This is a genomic window from Anoxybacillus mongoliensis (genome assembly GCF_014201515.1).
GTDB lineage: Bacteria > Bacillota > Bacilli > Bacillales > Anoxybacillaceae > Anoxybacillus > Anoxybacillus mongoliensis.
The window spans coordinates 1-14,132 of record NZ_JACHEQ010000011.1 but is presented as its reverse complement, the minus strand read 5'-3'; the positions used below and the strand labels follow the sequence as shown (position 1 = coordinate 14,132).

Sequence of the window (14,132 nt, the reverse complement as noted above, 5' to 3'; positions counted from 1 at the left end):
CTTCCTTCACCTTTTTGGAACAACTTGACATACTGTCAACTGTTCACGCATAAAACATTCGCGGGCAACTGCTTTTATATCATCCGATGTCAGTGATTGTAGCGTCCTTACAACATCGAATAAACTCATTTCATCAAATGCGTAACGAGTGAACTGGTTGGCAATATACTCAAGTGAGTTCAACGAGCGTAAAAATGATCCGATTTTTTTTCTTTTCATCCGCTCTACTTGTTCATCATCAATATCGGAAAACTGTACGAGAATACGCTCAATTTCTTTCGCTAATTCATCAGGTTGCGATGTGTCGCCACCAATTAAACCAAATCCAAAATCACTTTCTTCTGTATAATCGACCATAAATGTTTCATCAATTAATCCTTGTTGATATAACCGCTCATAGTGCGGCGAACTTTTTCCAAATAAATAATCAAGCAGCAATCCCATCGCACATTCATGTTTTAATTTTTCTTTTCCCTTTGCATATACATGTTTTGCTTTTATGCCAACGAGACATTTTGATGTCTGTACGTTCATTTCAATGACATGTTTCTCGCGCGCGACATGTGATGGCTCTTCGTACTGGAACCGCTCAATCTCTGTTGGTAAACGGAACGTTTTTTTTGTTTGATTATTACGTATTTGTTCGAGTGTAGTCAATGGATCAACCGGACCGGTAACAAACAACAACATATTACTCGGGTGATAAAACGTCTCATAACATTCATACAATAAATCTTTCGTAATATGTGAAATGGACTCCACCGTTCCCGCAATATCAATTTTTACAGGATGATTGTGATACATGCTTTCAATTGTTCCAAAATACAAACGCCAATCCGGGTTATCGTCATACATACGAATTTCTTGAGCGATAATTCCTTTTTCTTTTTCAACTGTTTGCTCTGTAAAATATGGTTCTTGAACAAAGTCGAGCAAAGTTTCTAAATTTTCCTCTACATTTGTCGTGCTGGAAAATAAATAAGCTGTGCGTGTAAAAGACGTAAAAGCATTTGCTGATGCTCCTTGTTTGCTAAACGTTTGGAATACATCACCGTCTTCTTTTTCAAACAATTTATGCTCTAAAAAATGGGCGATACCATCCGGCACTTTTTTCATACTCGTTTTGCCATATGGAGTAAAGCAGTTATCTACTGAACCGTACTTCGTTGTAAACGTTGCATATGTTTTATTAAATTCCTTTTTCGGTAAAATATAAACATCTAATCCGTTGTTTAGCCGCTCATAAAATAATTGTTCTTGTAACTGATCATAGCGAATGACCTTCATTTTTTCTCACCTTCCTTCTCCGTTAAGAAATAAATGGTATCTAATTCAATTTTTTCACCTACACGAACAACATCTTCACGCGTCACTTTTTCGATCCCTTCTAGCCACTCATTTAATGGACGTTGCCGTGTTGCAATGACGTTATGATAAGAGACCTCAATCATTCCCCGAGCTGTATCAACCGTTTCTAACAGTTGATTACGAATGACTGCTTTTGTTTGAATGATTTCCTGATCACTAAATTGCCCGTTGCGCATCGCCTCTTCCTGAGCATGAATAATTTCAAGTGCACGCTCATAATTGCTTGGTTCAATTCCTGCCATAACCATCATCATTCCTTGATGACTTTCGATACGCGAAGCTGCATAATAGGCTAAACTCGCCTTTTCGCGCACATTCATAAACAATTTTGAATGTGCAAACCCACCGAAGATCCCATTCCACACTTGTAACGCATCATAATCTGGATCATTATATGTCGTGTTCGTTCGATAACCAAGATGAAGCTTCCCTTGTTTCACATCTTGTTTTTCAATAACTTCTTGCACATTTGTTCGTTTCGTTAGTGTTGTCGTTTCTGTTGAACGTAAAGGACGAGCTTCTAGTGAAAAACGTTCAGCAACATCATGTTCTACATCCGCTAACATCACATCTCCGACAATGTATAAATCTATTTCATCGTGTTTCAACATGTGTTCGTAATGTTTATATAAACGCTTAGCATCAATTGTATCAATATCATTCAATTTACCGTGAACATCGAGTGCATAAGGCGAACCTTTATACATCTCTTCGATGAGTCGATGTTGAGCATATCGCATTTTATCATCAAACAACGATTGAATTTTTTGTTTCAATGCCCGTTTCTCCTGCTCAACGATCGTAACGGAAAATCCACCTTGCTCAGTAAGCGGACGAAACAGCATGTCGCTAAAGAGCGTCAACGCTTCGCGCAGTAGTGGAGATGTATCGCCTAAAAATTTTTCGTTTGCCACATCCATTCGGATCGTAATTACATGATGTTCCCCTTTTTTCGCCAAATCTACTTGTAACGTCGCACCATATAATTCATCTAAATATGTACGAAACTCCTTCATGGAAGGATGTCGCTCTGTAGCATTTTGTAGCACATACGGAACGAGCGCACGCATCGTTATATCTTGTTCGCATAATGGAGCTTTCATCTTTAACACGAGCGTATTCGTTTTATATTTTTTTGTTGGAATGACATGAAGGCGAAGGCCGCCTATTGTTTTCACTTCTTCTTGAAACATACAATCACTTCCTTTTTATTTTATATCCTCGACATTTTTTCTTTCTCTTATCCGCTAAATAAATCGGATGATAAATATCGTTCTCCTGTATCTGGTGCCATACAAAGCACACGTGCATCTTTCGGGAGAGTTTGCGCCACTTGAACCGCACAAAAAGCAGCTGCTCCAGCTGAAGCGCCTACTAAAATTCCTTCTTCTGATGCCAATCGCCGCGCCATCGTTTGTGCCTCTTCATCTTTGACAAGCAAAATATCATCATATACATTTCGGTTTAAAATACGAGGAATAAATCCCGGCCCGGTACCTGGAATTTTATGTGATCCCGGTTGTCCACCTGAAAGTACGGGGGAGCCGTACGGTTCGACTACATAAATATGTAAATTAGGAAACTTTTTCTTCAACTCTTCCCCTGTTCCTGTTACTGTTCCCCCTGTTCCTGCCGTAAGTACAAACGCATCAATTCCTTCTGGAAATGCTTCGATAATTTCAAGCGCCGTGCTAGTCCGATGAGCATCTGGATTTGCGCTATTTTCAAATTGCATGGGGATAAAGCTGTTTGGAATGTTCTCAGCAAGCCGATACGCTTCATCAATCGCCCCTTGCATGCGCAAAGCTGCAGGGGTTAAGTAAACTTCTGCTCCATATGCTTTTAATAAATTCACTCGCTCTTTTGTCGCATTATCTGGCATCGTGATGATGCAACGATAACCTTTCGCTGCGCATACCATCGCTAACCCAATTCCTGTATTCCCTGATGTCGGTTCAATAATCGTACTTTCATAAGGGACAATTTTCCCTTCTTGTTCTGCTCGCTCAATCATTCGTCTAGCTGCACGATCTTTTACACTTCCACCCGGATTAAACGATTCAAGTTTCATATATACACTTGCACCATTTGGAAAAACGACACGATTGAGCTTCACAATAGGCGTATTTCCAATCAAGTCAATGATAGATCCGCACATTTTCTCTCCTTCTTTCTATGTAAACCTTTTTTCTAATTGTACTACATATAAACATGACAATGGTGTCGAAACGTTTGAAGAAATCGAAAAAATAAGCTAAAATACACATGCGGGTATTTTAATATACATGGAGGCGATGATGTGATGCGAAAATGGTTTTCTTTTTTACTTACATTTCTTTTCATCGTAAGTGGGTGTGCACAAGATCGTTATACAAATATTTCTGTGGATGAAGCTGCACAAATGATACAAAAAGAAGACGTTGTTGTGCTCGATGTCCGTACAGAAGAGGAATATGCTTCTGGTCATATTCCTGGAGCTATTTTATTACCTTTACAACAACTTCCTGATCGTGTAGGTGAACTGAACAAAAACAAGACGTATATTGTCGTTTGTCGTTCAGGTAATCGCTCAGCGCAAGCAAGCGAATTGCTAGTAAAAGAAGGGTTCTCAAGTATATATAATGTGACTGGCGGTATGAACGAGTGGAAAGGCGAAGTTGAAAAATAGGAGGGGAGCCTCCTATTTTTCAAACGAAAACGATATACGTTTTTCTTTTTCATCCCATATAACCGCAGCGTTAAATGTGTTTTCTCCCTTTTTAAACCCTTTGATAACATTCGTTTTTCCTTCTGCTAATAATTTTTTGACGTTTGCTTGTGAAATCGATTTGCCCAACATCGTTTTTGAAATAGTAAATGAGCACTTTGTTTTGGTATAGTTGACACAACCGTAAAACGAACCTTTATCTACAACGGAACCCCCACAAAGCTTACACATTCCAACATGTTTTCCGATCGTTGTTTTTTTCTTCCGCTGAATCGAAGCGGTATCTAGTCCTTCAAATGACCAATGATTTGCCATTTGTACCGCATCGGTCACAATTTTGGCTGCCAATTTTTTCACTTGTTCCATAAAATGTGTCGCCGACGCTTTCCGTTTACCAATTTCACTTAATCGTTGCTCCCATTTCGCTGTCATCTCGGGTGACGCTAAAATATGTGAACCGATTGCTTCAATTAAAACTTTTCCTTTATCGGTTACATATACTTGATTATTTTTTATCTCAATATAGTTCCTCTGTTTTAACATTGTAATAATGGAGGCGCGCGTAGCTTCCGTCCCAAGTCCTTCTGTTTTCGCTAATACTTTCTCCAGTTGTTCGTCATCTAAAAATTTTCCTGCTGTTTTCATTAACGTAATGAGTTCTCCTTCTGTATACCGTTTTGGAGGTTGCGTTTTTCCTTCTTTCACATGCACATCATATACCGTTCCTTTTTCTCCACGTTGTACATTCGGTAAAAGTTGTACATCATCATCTTGTGACATAAGGACGTCCCGCCATCCTGCTTGTATTTGTTTTTTTCCTTTTGAAATAAAGCGAGCTCTCCCATCAACAACAGTTACAATCGTTGTATAATCAAATATAGCTTCTTTACTATGAGCAGCAATTAATCTCCGAACGACCAGATCGTAAATATTTCGCTCATCCTGACTTAACTTTATCAAATTCGGCACTTGTTCAGTTGGAACAATGGCGTAGTGATCGGTCACTTTCTTTTCGTTTACATAACGTTTATTATGTAAAATCGATTTGTGGGCAAGTGAAGAATAAGACGCATATTCCTCCTTTTGAAAAATTTGTTTTAAGATATGTGGGAATGTTTCCGCTTCTCCTTTTGTTACGTATTGTGAATCGGAGCGTGGATACGATACATATCCTTTTTGATATAGTTTTTGTAATATATCCAGTGTTTTTTGTGGTGAATATTTAAACCGCTTGTTGGCTGTTGCTTGTAATGTTGATAAATTAAATAAAAGCGGGGGTAAAAATGTTTTTCGCTCACATGTCACTTCTTCTATCTCTACTTGTTTCCCTCGGCAAAATGCGCTCACCTTTTCAGCAAGTTGCTGATCATATGTTCTTGTTTCATTTTCATGCCACCATTTTCCTTCATATCGGTTTCCATTCACATCAAACGTAGCAACAACTTCCCAAAACGGCTCGGGACGAAACTGTTCAATTTCTTTTTCTCTTCTCACAATAAGGGCGAGCGTAGGCGTTTGTACCCGACCAACAGAAAAGACGTCGTTCATTCCTTTTTGTTTCAATAAAATCGTATACACTCTCGATGCATTTATACCAACAAGCCAATCGGCACATGTTCGTGCATACGCTTCCTCGTATAAAGGACGCGTTTGTTTTTCATCCAACAATTGACGGAATCCTTGTTCAATCGCTTTCGGTGTTAACGATGAAATCCAAAGCCGTTTGATCGGTTTTTTTACACCGCTCATATAGATGATGTTTCGAATGATTAATTCCCCTTCTCTCCCTGCATCACCAGCATGAATAATCTCAGTTACTTCAGGCTTACGAAGCAATTGTTTAATGATCGCAAACTGTTTCCCTTTTTTTCGAGCGATTTCATATTGAAAACGATCCGGAATGATCGGTAACGTATGAAGTGTCCATCGCTTCCATCTTTCTTCATACGTTTCAGGGGAAGCTAATTCAAATAAATGTCCAACTCCCCATGTCATATAAGCGCCTCTCGGAAACAGCTCATTCGGTAAAATTTCCATATACCCTTCTCGTTTTTTTGTTTGAAAAATAGATGCAAGCGTCTTTCCTTGATCCGGTTTTTCGGCAATAATAACTTTCATTTTTTCACCTCTTGACGAAAAGAAACCTGCTCATCTTGCGAGCAGGTTATTTAGCAGTTTCTACTTGATGCTTCTTCCATTGTGCACGCATCACGAGCGACTGGATAATTGAAAAACATCCACCAACGACCCAATATAGCGATAAAGCTGAAGGGACAGAACTTGCCCCCATAAAAATCATCACAGGCATAATATATGACATGATTTTCATTTGCGTCGCCGCTTCTGTTGTTGTCGCAGATGGAGATAAACGCATCGAAATAAATGTCGTTAAACTTGCTAATATAGGCATAATGAGATATGGATCACGATGACCGAGTTGCATCCATAAAAATGAATGTAGCTTAATTTCTTCCGTTCGCGAAATCGCGTAATACAACGACATAAAAATAGGCATTTGAATAAAAATCGGCAAGCAACCGCTCATTGGATTGACACCATGTTTTTGGTATAGTTGCATCATCTCTTGTTGCAACTTTCGTTGTGCTTCCATATCTGTGCCTTTATATTTTTGTTGCAGTTTTTGGATTTCCGGACGAATGCGCTGCATCGCAATATTTGTCCGAAACTGTTTGACCATCAGCGGAAGCAGCCCAAAACGGACAACAATCGTCAATGCAATAATCGCAAGCCCGTAATTTTCTTGAAATGCGTGTCCAAGCATTAGCAGTAACTTGGACATCGGATAAACAAAATAATGGTCCCATATACCTTGACTATGTTCTGTAATCGGCACATTTCGATTACATGCACTTAACAATAATACAAAAAATAAAACGATCCATTTTCTCACGTTGTAAATCCTCCTTGTTTGTTATTTATCAGCAAACAAGGAGCAACCTTCCTTCTTCATCACTCGCATGAGATCGTTCGTTTGTTGGAATTTTTCGTTGTTGAAACATAATAAAACGAGTATGAAATAGTATATGTCTATATGCATCGCTTGGCTTTTTTGCACAACCGTTCTCATCGTATGCGACGAATCGTTCAACGAAGATCACATGATTAGCTTGTCGCGTCACATAACACGTCATCGCCACAACAAACACACTTAATAGTGATACATACGTAAACATGTCAAATGAAAACTCAATAAACATGCTCATAGCTCCCCTTCCCCTATCATTATAACATGGGGAAAAGAAAATTACATACGGGAACGAAAATGAGCATTGATTTGTCCTTTTCTCATCGTTTCACGAATTTCTTTCATCATTTCATAACGAATTTCTCTCGTTTGTACCCCTTCCTCACGTTTGTTTGCGATTTCAACAAGCCATTCAACATCAGCAAATGAATATTTTCTCGTCCCTTTTGATCGATCAGGAAAAATAAGTTGCCTTTCTTCATAATAACGAATTTGCCTCGGTGACAAACCTGTTAACTCACTAACAATACCAATTGAGATAACTTTTTTATGTTTATACGAATCCATCTCCATCCCCCTGACCAATGTAACTTTTTATAACACAATCATATATTATTTTCTCAATTTTTACATGTTTTTTGTTATTAAAGTTAACAAATTTGGTTTTTGTGTTATGAAAAATAACAAAAATGGTGCTCGACAAAACAAAAATATATATAATGATTAGCAAACGAAACATACGGAGGTGTGGAATAAAATGGGGACTCTTTTACAAAAAACGATGAAACAAAAGCAATTTTACATCGACCATCTCAATAAGAGAGGGGAAACGGATGTGCGCCTGTTACACCATTGGACGGTATCGGAGTTACGAAGAAAATATGAACAGCTTCGAAAGGAGATTAAGAAATGAACAAACAAGCAATTGATCTGGCTAAACAAATAATTGAACTTGATTTACAAAGAGACGCAATGTTCGAACAGCTTCTTGCACTTCTTGGCGATCACGCCTACGAAATATTGCGACATATGCAAAACAAATATTAAAGGCTCTTAGCGACAGCAAGAGCCTTTCACTTTTTTTTTTTTATGCGGGCTACTTCAGCACACGTATTTGTTTGTTTACTGAAATCGTAATGTCGCCTTCGCCAATTTGCTCGCCATCTGCATGGAGAGGAAGGGGAACATCACTACAAATGTGAATATGTTTCCCTTGAAACGTATGTACTTCTTTCATTCTTATATGACCGCCCCAAAACACCGTTGCAAATAAGGAGAGCAATTTTAACCGTGATACATCATCGACGACAACAACATCAAAACGTTGATCATTCGACTGTGCAAATGGAGCTATTTTCATTCCTCCACCATAATATGGGTGATTGGCTACAGTAACAAGCCATGCTTTTGAAAATGTATATTGTTTTTGATCGACAGTCAATTGTATAACGGTCGGTTTATATAAAAACATTTCCTTTAATAAGTAAAAAACGTAAACAAACTTTCCTAAGTACAAGCGATTTAAAATTTGCTTCCATTTTGACGCGTTCGCTTTTCTTGAGATATGTGCATCGAATCCACAACCGACACTGTTCACAAAAACACCTTGTTTTGTACTTTTAAATGCTCCAATATCATACGAATCAACATGTATACCTTCCACACTTAATAACATTTGATTAAGCGCTTTTCGCCACGTGATCGGAAATTTTATCCCACGAGCAAAATCGTTTCCTGTCCCAGCTGGGATGTATCCGACAGCCACATGATCATACTTCGCAACGCCATTCATTACTTCATGGATCGTTCCATCCCCACCAACTGCAATTAATATAAACGGTTCATGTTTTTGTTCAGCGAATTGTTGTGCTAGCTTCGTTCCATCTCCCTGTTCTTGTGTAAATGCAACATGATAATCAATACGATGACGTCGAAGTCTTTGTTCTATTTTAAACCATATTTTTTTGCATTTTCCATTTTTAGCTGAAGGATTTACAATAAAATGTAATAACAAGCCTTCTCCCCCATTTCCTATCTCACCCTTTCTTTTTATTCTATCATGGCATATACATGTATGGCATCAATCTTTTCCCTTGACATAATTTTTGAAGCCTTATACAATTAAAAACAAATTGTTGCACCGAACGATTGATAGCAAGCTCGTTTTATTGTTTTACCTTAGCGTTTTTGACATGGCCACATGGCAAAAACGAAAAGGTCGATAGCGGGACGAGTTAGGCTAAAAATATATCGGTATGTTTCACTTGGTCTATACGTGAGGCATGCCGTTTTTTGTTTCTAAAGGGGGGTCATTGTGAAAACAAAAGGGGAACTAGAAGATCAAATTAGTCGCGCTCTCACCCAATGGGAAAAAGAATATTTAGGCCGCGGTCCACTCTCTGTAAAAACCGATATTTTACGAAACATGGTCATCGTGCAGTTACGTGGCATTTTAACTCCTGCTGAAAAAGTATTGTGTGAAACAAAGGAAGGGATGTTGTCCATTAAACGCATCCGTTCAGATTTAATTGAGTCAGGTAGTGAACAGTTAAAACAAATGATTTATACATTAACAGGAAAACAAGTAACAAGTATGCATACAGATATTAGTACAAAAACTGGAGAGCGAATGATCGTCTTTTTGTTACAAGAACCAATCGATATACAAGGTTGATCTTTTAAAGGCCCATTGTGGTCAGTAAAAGATAAGCCGGAAATATTTTTCGACCCGATCGAAAAATGTTTCTGGCTTTTTTGTTGAATAAGAGAAATAGAAGGAGAGGATTGCTATGCAAGAAATGATTATCAACAACTTAACATCACCAGCTATTTTATTTTTTCTCCTCGGCATTATTGCGGCGCTCGTCAAATCAGATTTAAAATTACCAACAGGATTAAATGAGTCGTTAAGCATTTATTTGTTAATTGCCATCGGTATGAAAGGGGGAATTGAACTTTCGGAACATTCTTTTCGTGAGCTTATTCGCCCATTAGTTGGAACATTATCTCTTGGTATTATCATCCCGATCATTACGTTTGCGGTTTGTCGTCGTCTCGGCATTGATCGTAAAAATGCAACAGGCATTGCTGCAACATATGGATCAGTTAGTATCGTTACATTTGGTGCCGCGCTTGCTTTTGTCGAACAAGCAAATATTTCATATGAAAGCTATATGAACGCATTTGTCGTCTTACTAGAGAGTCCCGCAATCATCGTGTCGCTCGTCATATTGAAATTGTTAGAAAGTCGCTCATATAAACAAGAAATGGTATATCGCTTCTCTGCTACATCGGTATACGGACCGATTATTAAGGAAGGGTTATTCGGAAAAAGCGTGTTTTTAATGGTCGGCAGCCTCCTCGTTGGATTAGTTGGTGGAGATCGTGCTCTTACGATTGTTAAACCTTTATTTATTGATTTATATCCAAGTGTGCTCGTCCTCTTTTTACTTGGAATGGGACTAACAGCTGGGAATCAGCTTGCAGCTGTTCGAAAGTATGGGATAAAATTGCTCGCCTTAGGAATCTTCTTACCACCTATATACGGATTTTTAGGTGTTGTCATCGGTTATTATTCAGGGCTATCCTTCGGAGGGACGATTTTACTTAGCGTGCTTGCCGCAAGTGCCTCGTACATTGCAGCTCCAGCTGCGATGCGTGCATCCGTCCCAGAAGCCAACCCTGCCATTTATCTCGGTATGGCACTTGGACTTACATTTCCGTTTAACTTAACGATCGGCATGCCATTATATTACGAAATGGCGAAGTGGTTTTATTGAAAAAGCAAGGGGTTGTCCTTGCTTTTTCGTCGTCTTATGTTATTGTAATGGTACAAAACAACAAAAGAAAAGGTGTGAACAATGAATCGTTATATCGTCATCGGCGCTGGAATTGTTGGCGCCTCTGTTGCTTTTCATCTCGCAAAAGAAAAGGTTGAAGTTATGATTATTGACCGTGAAGACCGAGGGCAAGCAACAGATGCAGCAGCAGGAATCATTTGCCCGTGGACGTCACAACGGCGAAATAAAAAGTGGTATGCGCTTGCTAAAGGCGGTGCGGCATTTTATCCACAGTTAATTGAACAATTACAAGCATACGGTCACGAAACAGGATACAAACGTGTCGGAGCCATTTGTTTGCATCATGATTCTGATAAATTACAAAGTATGGAAGAACGCGTGTATAAACGACGGGAAGAAGCTCCTGAGATTGGAGAAATTACTCGCTTGTCCCCAAAAGAAGTAAAAACACGATTTCCTGTATTAAGTGACGAATACGAAGCGCTATATGTGAGCGGAGCGGCTCGGGTGGACGGACGTGCATTGCGACGTTCTCTTATTCATGCTGCTATTCAATTAGGGGCAACATATATAAAAGGAAGCGCCACACTTTTGCACGAGAATGAGCGAGTTATTGGTGCCATGGTAGCAAACGATCGTTATGAGGCGGATGCAGTCATTGTTGCAGCAGGGGTTTGGGCAAAATCATTACTTTTGCCACTAGGTATTGATTTTCTTATCACACCACAGCGAGCGCAAATTGTCCACCTACAGCACCCTAAACAACATACGGATCATTGGCCTGTCGTCATGCCACCAAACAATCAATATTTACTTGCCTTTCCGAACGGAAAAATAGTTGTTGGAGCTACACATGAAGACGGTGTTGGCATTGACTGTCGTGTGACTGCCGGTGGGTTATACGAAGTGTTACATAAAGCATTAACCATCGCTCCTCACTTAGCGAATTGGACTCATGCGGAAACACGCGTTGGCTTCCGTCCTCATGCCCCAAACTTTTTGCCTGTATTCGGGGCAGTACCACAAATCGAAGGCCTTTACGCGGCAAATGGTCTTGGCGCATCCGGCTTGACTGCCGGTCCATATGTTGGGGCGGAGCTTACGAAAATCATTCTTGGACAATCTACTTCATTACAACAAAACGACTACGATGTTGCCCAAGCCATTCAATTTCTTTCATAAATGCATATAATAACAACAAAAACGGAGGTTCACGAATGAACAAATGGGCTTTTGTTTCTGATTTTGACGGAACAATCTCGAATAAAGACTTTTACTGGATTGTTATTGAGAAATATTTTCCAGAAGGCGAACAATTATTCCAACAATGGCGTGCCGGAAAAATAAAGGATATCGATTTTTTAAAAACTGTATTTACATCCATTCATCAAGATGAAGAAAAAATCATTGAAGATATTCACCATATTCCGATTGATGAAACGGTCTTACCTTTTATCAAACGTGTCCAACAAAGCGAAGGTGATTTTTATGTATTAAGTGCCGGAACCGATTATTATATTCGCCATATTTTTAAAAAGTACGATATACGTGGCGTTGACATTTTTTCTAACGAAGGATATTATCATGACAAAAATATTCACATGCGTATTGACCCGAATCATATTCATTATTCAGAACGATACGGCATCGATAAATCAAGTGTCATTCGTACATTAAAACAGACGTATGAAACGGTTTATTTTATCGGTGATAGTGAACCAGATGTTCATGCAGCGAAAGTCGCAGATGTCACATTTGCAAAAGGCACTTTACAATCGTTGTTGCGCGAACAACATATTCCTTTTGTTCCTGTGAACACATTTGCGGACGTTGAACGTTACTTACAAGAAAAAGGGGTATTAACATGAACATCCCCATTCCATCCATTCTTGAAATTGGCGAAGGTGTCATTTGGCGCATCGACGAGCTGATGAAAACGTATCGTTTTTCCAAAGCTGTTATCTTATTTGATGATTTCACTTACCAAACGTACGAGAACGAAATGAAGCGAGCCATTTCATCTGCTTCTGTTCATCCTGTTTGCTTACCACCGCAGCTTGATATCGTCGACATTATGAAAAAAGCGTTTGAACTTCCTCATTGTGATGTCATGATGGCAATGGGTGGTGGCGCGGTCATTGACTGCGGCAAATATATGGCGTTTTTACGACAAGTGCCGTTTATTAGCATTCCGACATCCGCATCGAATGATGGGTTTGCAAGCACGAACTGTTCATTACTTGTTCACGGTAAAAAAACAACCGTTCCCGCCAAGGTACCGTTCGGCATTTTAGCTGACCTAAACATCATTCAGCAAGCTCCTGATCGCTTTATTTTAGCTGGTGTGGGCGATTTAATGTCCAACATTACAGCGCTGTACGACTGGGAGTTCGAACAAAGCCACGGAGTTAGTCGTGTAAACGCTTTTGCAGCGATGATTAGTAAAAAAGCGGTCAATAGCTTCATTCGTACGCCCATGCAAAATATTAAACATCCTATTTTTCTAAAGGAACTCATTAGCTCTTTAACGATGAGCGGCATTTCAACCGTCATTAGTGGGAATAGTTCGCCAATTAGCGGGTCTGAACATTTGATCTCTCATGCGCTTGATAAAATTAGTTCATCGCCACATATGCATGGCATTCAAGTTGGGATCGCTACGTATATCATGGCGCGTGTCCAACAACATCGAGCTGAACGCATCACAAAAGTGTTTACACGTACCGGATTATTTGACTACGTCAAAACGTTGCGTTTAAATAAAGAAGAATATCGACAAGCGATCGATATGGCACCAACGATCAAACCAAACCGCTATACGTACATTCACGATGAAACATATCGAAAGCGGGCAATCGAACTTCTTGATAAAGACCCTATTTTACAAGAGATTTTTACATAGCACACATATTTGATCAAAAAACCGCCCACCCTACTGTTTAAGGAGGTGGAACGGTTGAATCAAACGTTAGCTTATTTGCGTGAAGCATTAGCAAACTATGCTGACCGCCATCACGCGCTAGCCATTCATTTATATAAAAAACTAATAAGTAAACCGTACAAAAATGAAGAGCAATTCGTCCGCGACTTATCACAAAAAGAAGCAGCATTTTTAGATCGCATGTTGCGCCAAGAAATGAAATATGCAAAAGAAGAACAAGACGCTGTTCGCGTCCCAGACTGTTGACAAAATGGTTGAAAGACAGTTGTCTTTCAACCATTTTATTCCATTCTGATATTTGTTTCCCTTGATGAACCGACGAAAATAACG

Annotated in this window: 17 protein-coding genes; 9 read left to right on the top strand and 8 right to left on the bottom strand. The window is 39.3% G+C overall.

Translation table 11 applies throughout. The features are described from left to right. Positions 1–6 precede the first annotated feature (6 nt). From yfmH to cysK, 3 genes are read right to left on the bottom strand one after another with little or no spacing between them, the layout of a single operon-like run. Entirely contained in the window at positions 7–1,287 is a 1,281-nt protein-coding gene (yfmH, locus tag HNR43_RS10205; protein ID WP_183243603.1) for an EF-P 5-aminopentanol modification-associated protein YfmH, read from the bottom strand. Further along, on the bottom strand, positions 1,284–2,561 hold the full coding sequence (yfmF, locus tag HNR43_RS10200; protein ID WP_183243601.1) for an EF-P 5-aminopentanol modification-associated protein YfmF: 1,278 nt from the start codon (positions 2,559–2,561) through the stop codon (positions 1,284–1,286). The genes yfmH and yfmF overlap by 4 nt, the downstream gene beginning before the upstream one ends. 47 nt (positions 2,562–2,608) lie before the next feature. Then, positions 2,609–3,526, bottom strand: coding sequence for a cysteine synthase A (cysK, locus tag HNR43_RS10195; protein ID WP_183243599.1), 918 nt, complete (start codon positions 3,524–3,526; stop codon positions 2,609–2,611). A gap of 144 nt (positions 3,527–3,670) precedes the next feature. Here cysK and HNR43_RS10190 point away from each other — a divergent pair, with 144 nt between their 5' ends. Continuing rightward, the gene (locus tag HNR43_RS10190) at positions 3,671–4,036 is read left to right on the top strand and encodes a rhodanese-like domain-containing protein (protein ID WP_183243715.1); all 366 of its coding nucleotides are present in this window, start codon (positions 3,671–3,673) and stop codon (positions 4,034–4,036) included. A gap of 12 nt (positions 4,037–4,048) precedes the next feature. On the opposite strand, the gene HNR43_RS10185 is transcribed toward HNR43_RS10190, so the two are convergent. From HNR43_RS10185 to HNR43_RS10170, 4 genes are read right to left on the bottom strand one after another with little or no spacing between them, the layout of a single operon-like run. Beyond that, positions 4,049–6,193, bottom strand: coding sequence for a DNA topoisomerase III (locus tag HNR43_RS10185; RefSeq protein WP_183243597.1), 2,145 nt, complete (start codon positions 6,191–6,193; stop codon positions 4,049–4,051). 46 nt (positions 6,194–6,239) lie between these two features. Continuing rightward, positions 6,240–6,986 (bottom strand): membrane protein insertase YidC, encoded by a 747-nt coding sequence (gene yidC, locus HNR43_RS10180; RefSeq protein WP_183243595.1) that lies wholly within the window; start codon positions 6,984–6,986, stop codon positions 6,240–6,242. A 28-nt stretch (positions 6,987–7,014) separates the two neighbouring features. Beyond that, the gene (locus HNR43_RS10175; RefSeq protein WP_246346305.1) at positions 7,015–7,299 is read right to left on the bottom strand and encodes a hypothetical protein; all 285 of its coding nucleotides are present in this window, start codon (positions 7,297–7,299) and stop codon (positions 7,015–7,017) included. Between the two features lie 41 nt (positions 7,300–7,340). Next, positions 7,341–7,628 (bottom strand): MerR family transcriptional regulator, encoded by a 288-nt coding sequence (locus tag HNR43_RS10170; protein ID WP_004890703.1) that lies wholly within the window; start codon positions 7,626–7,628, stop codon positions 7,341–7,343. A 190-nt stretch (positions 7,629–7,818) separates the two neighbouring features. On the opposite strand from HNR43_RS10170, the gene HNR43_RS10165 reads away from it, so the two are divergent. Together HNR43_RS10165 and HNR43_RS10160 are read left to right on the top strand one after the other, a co-directional pair. Further along, positions 7,819–7,974: a hypothetical protein gene (locus HNR43_RS10165; RefSeq protein ID WP_183243593.1), complete on the top strand. Its 156-nt coding sequence runs from the start codon at positions 7,819–7,821 to the stop codon at positions 7,972–7,974. Beyond that, positions 7,971–8,108, top strand: a complete 138-nt coding sequence (locus HNR43_RS10160) for a hypothetical protein (protein WP_183243591.1) — start codon at positions 7,971–7,973, stop codon at positions 8,106–8,108. The genes HNR43_RS10165 and HNR43_RS10160 overlap by 4 nt, the downstream gene beginning before the upstream one ends. 49 nt (positions 8,109–8,157) lie before the next feature. On the opposite strand, the gene HNR43_RS10155 is transcribed toward HNR43_RS10160, so the two are convergent. Further along, entirely contained in the window at positions 8,158–9,075 is a 918-nt protein-coding gene (locus HNR43_RS10155) for a diacylglycerol/lipid kinase family protein (protein ID WP_183243589.1), read from the bottom strand. A gap of 300 nt (positions 9,076–9,375) precedes the next feature. On the opposite strand from HNR43_RS10155, the gene HNR43_RS10150 reads away from it, so the two are divergent. From HNR43_RS10150 to HNR43_RS10125, 6 genes are all read left to right on the top strand, one after another. Continuing rightward, complete coding sequence (locus HNR43_RS10150; protein WP_032099579.1) at positions 9,376–9,735, top strand: Na-translocating system protein MpsC family protein; 360 nt, start codon at positions 9,376–9,378, stop codon at positions 9,733–9,735. 115 nt (positions 9,736–9,850) lie between these two features. After that, positions 9,851–10,840, top strand: coding sequence for a sodium-dependent bicarbonate transport family permease (locus HNR43_RS10145; protein WP_183243587.1), 990 nt, complete (start codon positions 9,851–9,853; stop codon positions 10,838–10,840). An 81-nt stretch (positions 10,841–10,921) separates the two neighbouring features. Then, positions 10,922–12,043, top strand: a complete 1,122-nt coding sequence (locus HNR43_RS10140) for an NAD(P)/FAD-dependent oxidoreductase (RefSeq protein ID WP_183243585.1) — start codon at positions 10,922–10,924, stop codon at positions 12,041–12,043. Between the two features lie 35 nt (positions 12,044–12,078). Next, the gene (locus HNR43_RS10135) at positions 12,079–12,729 is read left to right on the top strand and encodes an MtnX-like HAD-IB family phosphatase (RefSeq protein ID WP_183243583.1); all 651 of its coding nucleotides are present in this window, start codon (positions 12,079–12,081) and stop codon (positions 12,727–12,729) included. Next, positions 12,726–13,763 (top strand): iron-containing alcohol dehydrogenase family protein, encoded by a 1,038-nt coding sequence (locus HNR43_RS10130; RefSeq protein WP_183243581.1) that lies wholly within the window; start codon positions 12,726–12,728, stop codon positions 13,761–13,763. Before HNR43_RS10135 ends, HNR43_RS10130 begins: the two co-directional genes overlap by 4 nt. Positions 13,764–13,817: 54 nt before the next feature. Next, positions 13,818–14,048 carry a sigma-G-dependent sporulation-specific acid-soluble spore protein CsgA gene (locus HNR43_RS10125; RefSeq protein WP_183243579.1) on the top strand — a complete coding sequence of 77 codons (231 nt, stop codon included), beginning with the start codon at positions 13,818–13,820 and terminating at the stop codon, positions 14,046–14,048. Positions 14,049–14,132: the final 84 nt, after the last annotated feature.

Excerpts from the sequence above, each read along its gene's own strand:
- yfmH (WP_183243603.1), bottom strand. The coding sequence starts at position 1,287 with ATGAAGGTCATTCGCTATGATCAGTTACAAGAACAATTATTTTATGAG.
- yfmF (WP_183243601.1), bottom strand. The coding sequence starts at position 2,561 with ATGTTTCAAGAAGAAGTGAAAACAATAGGCGGCCTTCGCCTTCATGTC.
- cysK (WP_183243599.1), bottom strand. The coding sequence starts at position 3,526 with ATGTGCGGATCTATCATTGACTTGATTGGAAATACGCCTATTGTGAAG.
- HNR43_RS10190 (WP_183243715.1), top strand. The coding sequence starts at position 3,671 with ATGCGAAAATGGTTTTCTTTTTTACTTACATTTCTTTTCATCGTAAGT.
- HNR43_RS10185 (WP_183243597.1), bottom strand. The coding sequence starts at position 6,193 with ATGAAAGTTATTATTGCCGAAAAACCGGATCAAGGAAAGACGCTTGCA.
- HNR43_RS10175 (WP_246346305.1), bottom strand. The coding sequence starts at position 7,299 with ATGAGCATGTTTATTGAGTTTTCATTTGACATGTTTACGTATGTATCA.
- HNR43_RS10170 (WP_004890703.1), bottom strand. The coding sequence starts at position 7,628 with ATGGATTCGTATAAACATAAAAAAGTTATCTCAATTGGTATTGTTAGT.
- HNR43_RS10165 (WP_183243593.1), top strand. The coding sequence starts at position 7,819 with ATGGGGACTCTTTTACAAAAAACGATGAAACAAAAGCAATTTTACATC.
- HNR43_RS10160 (WP_183243591.1), top strand. The coding sequence starts at position 7,971 with ATGAACAAACAAGCAATTGATCTGGCTAAACAAATAATTGAACTTGAT.
- HNR43_RS10145 (WP_183243587.1), top strand. The coding sequence starts at position 9,851 with ATGCAAGAAATGATTATCAACAACTTAACATCACCAGCTATTTTATTT.
- HNR43_RS10140 (WP_183243585.1), top strand. The coding sequence starts at position 10,922 with ATGAATCGTTATATCGTCATCGGCGCTGGAATTGTTGGCGCCTCTGTT.
- HNR43_RS10135 (WP_183243583.1), top strand. The coding sequence starts at position 12,079 with ATGAACAAATGGGCTTTTGTTTCTGATTTTGACGGAACAATCTCGAAT.
- HNR43_RS10130 (WP_183243581.1), top strand. The coding sequence starts at position 12,726 with ATGAACATCCCCATTCCATCCATTCTTGAAATTGGCGAAGGTGTCATT.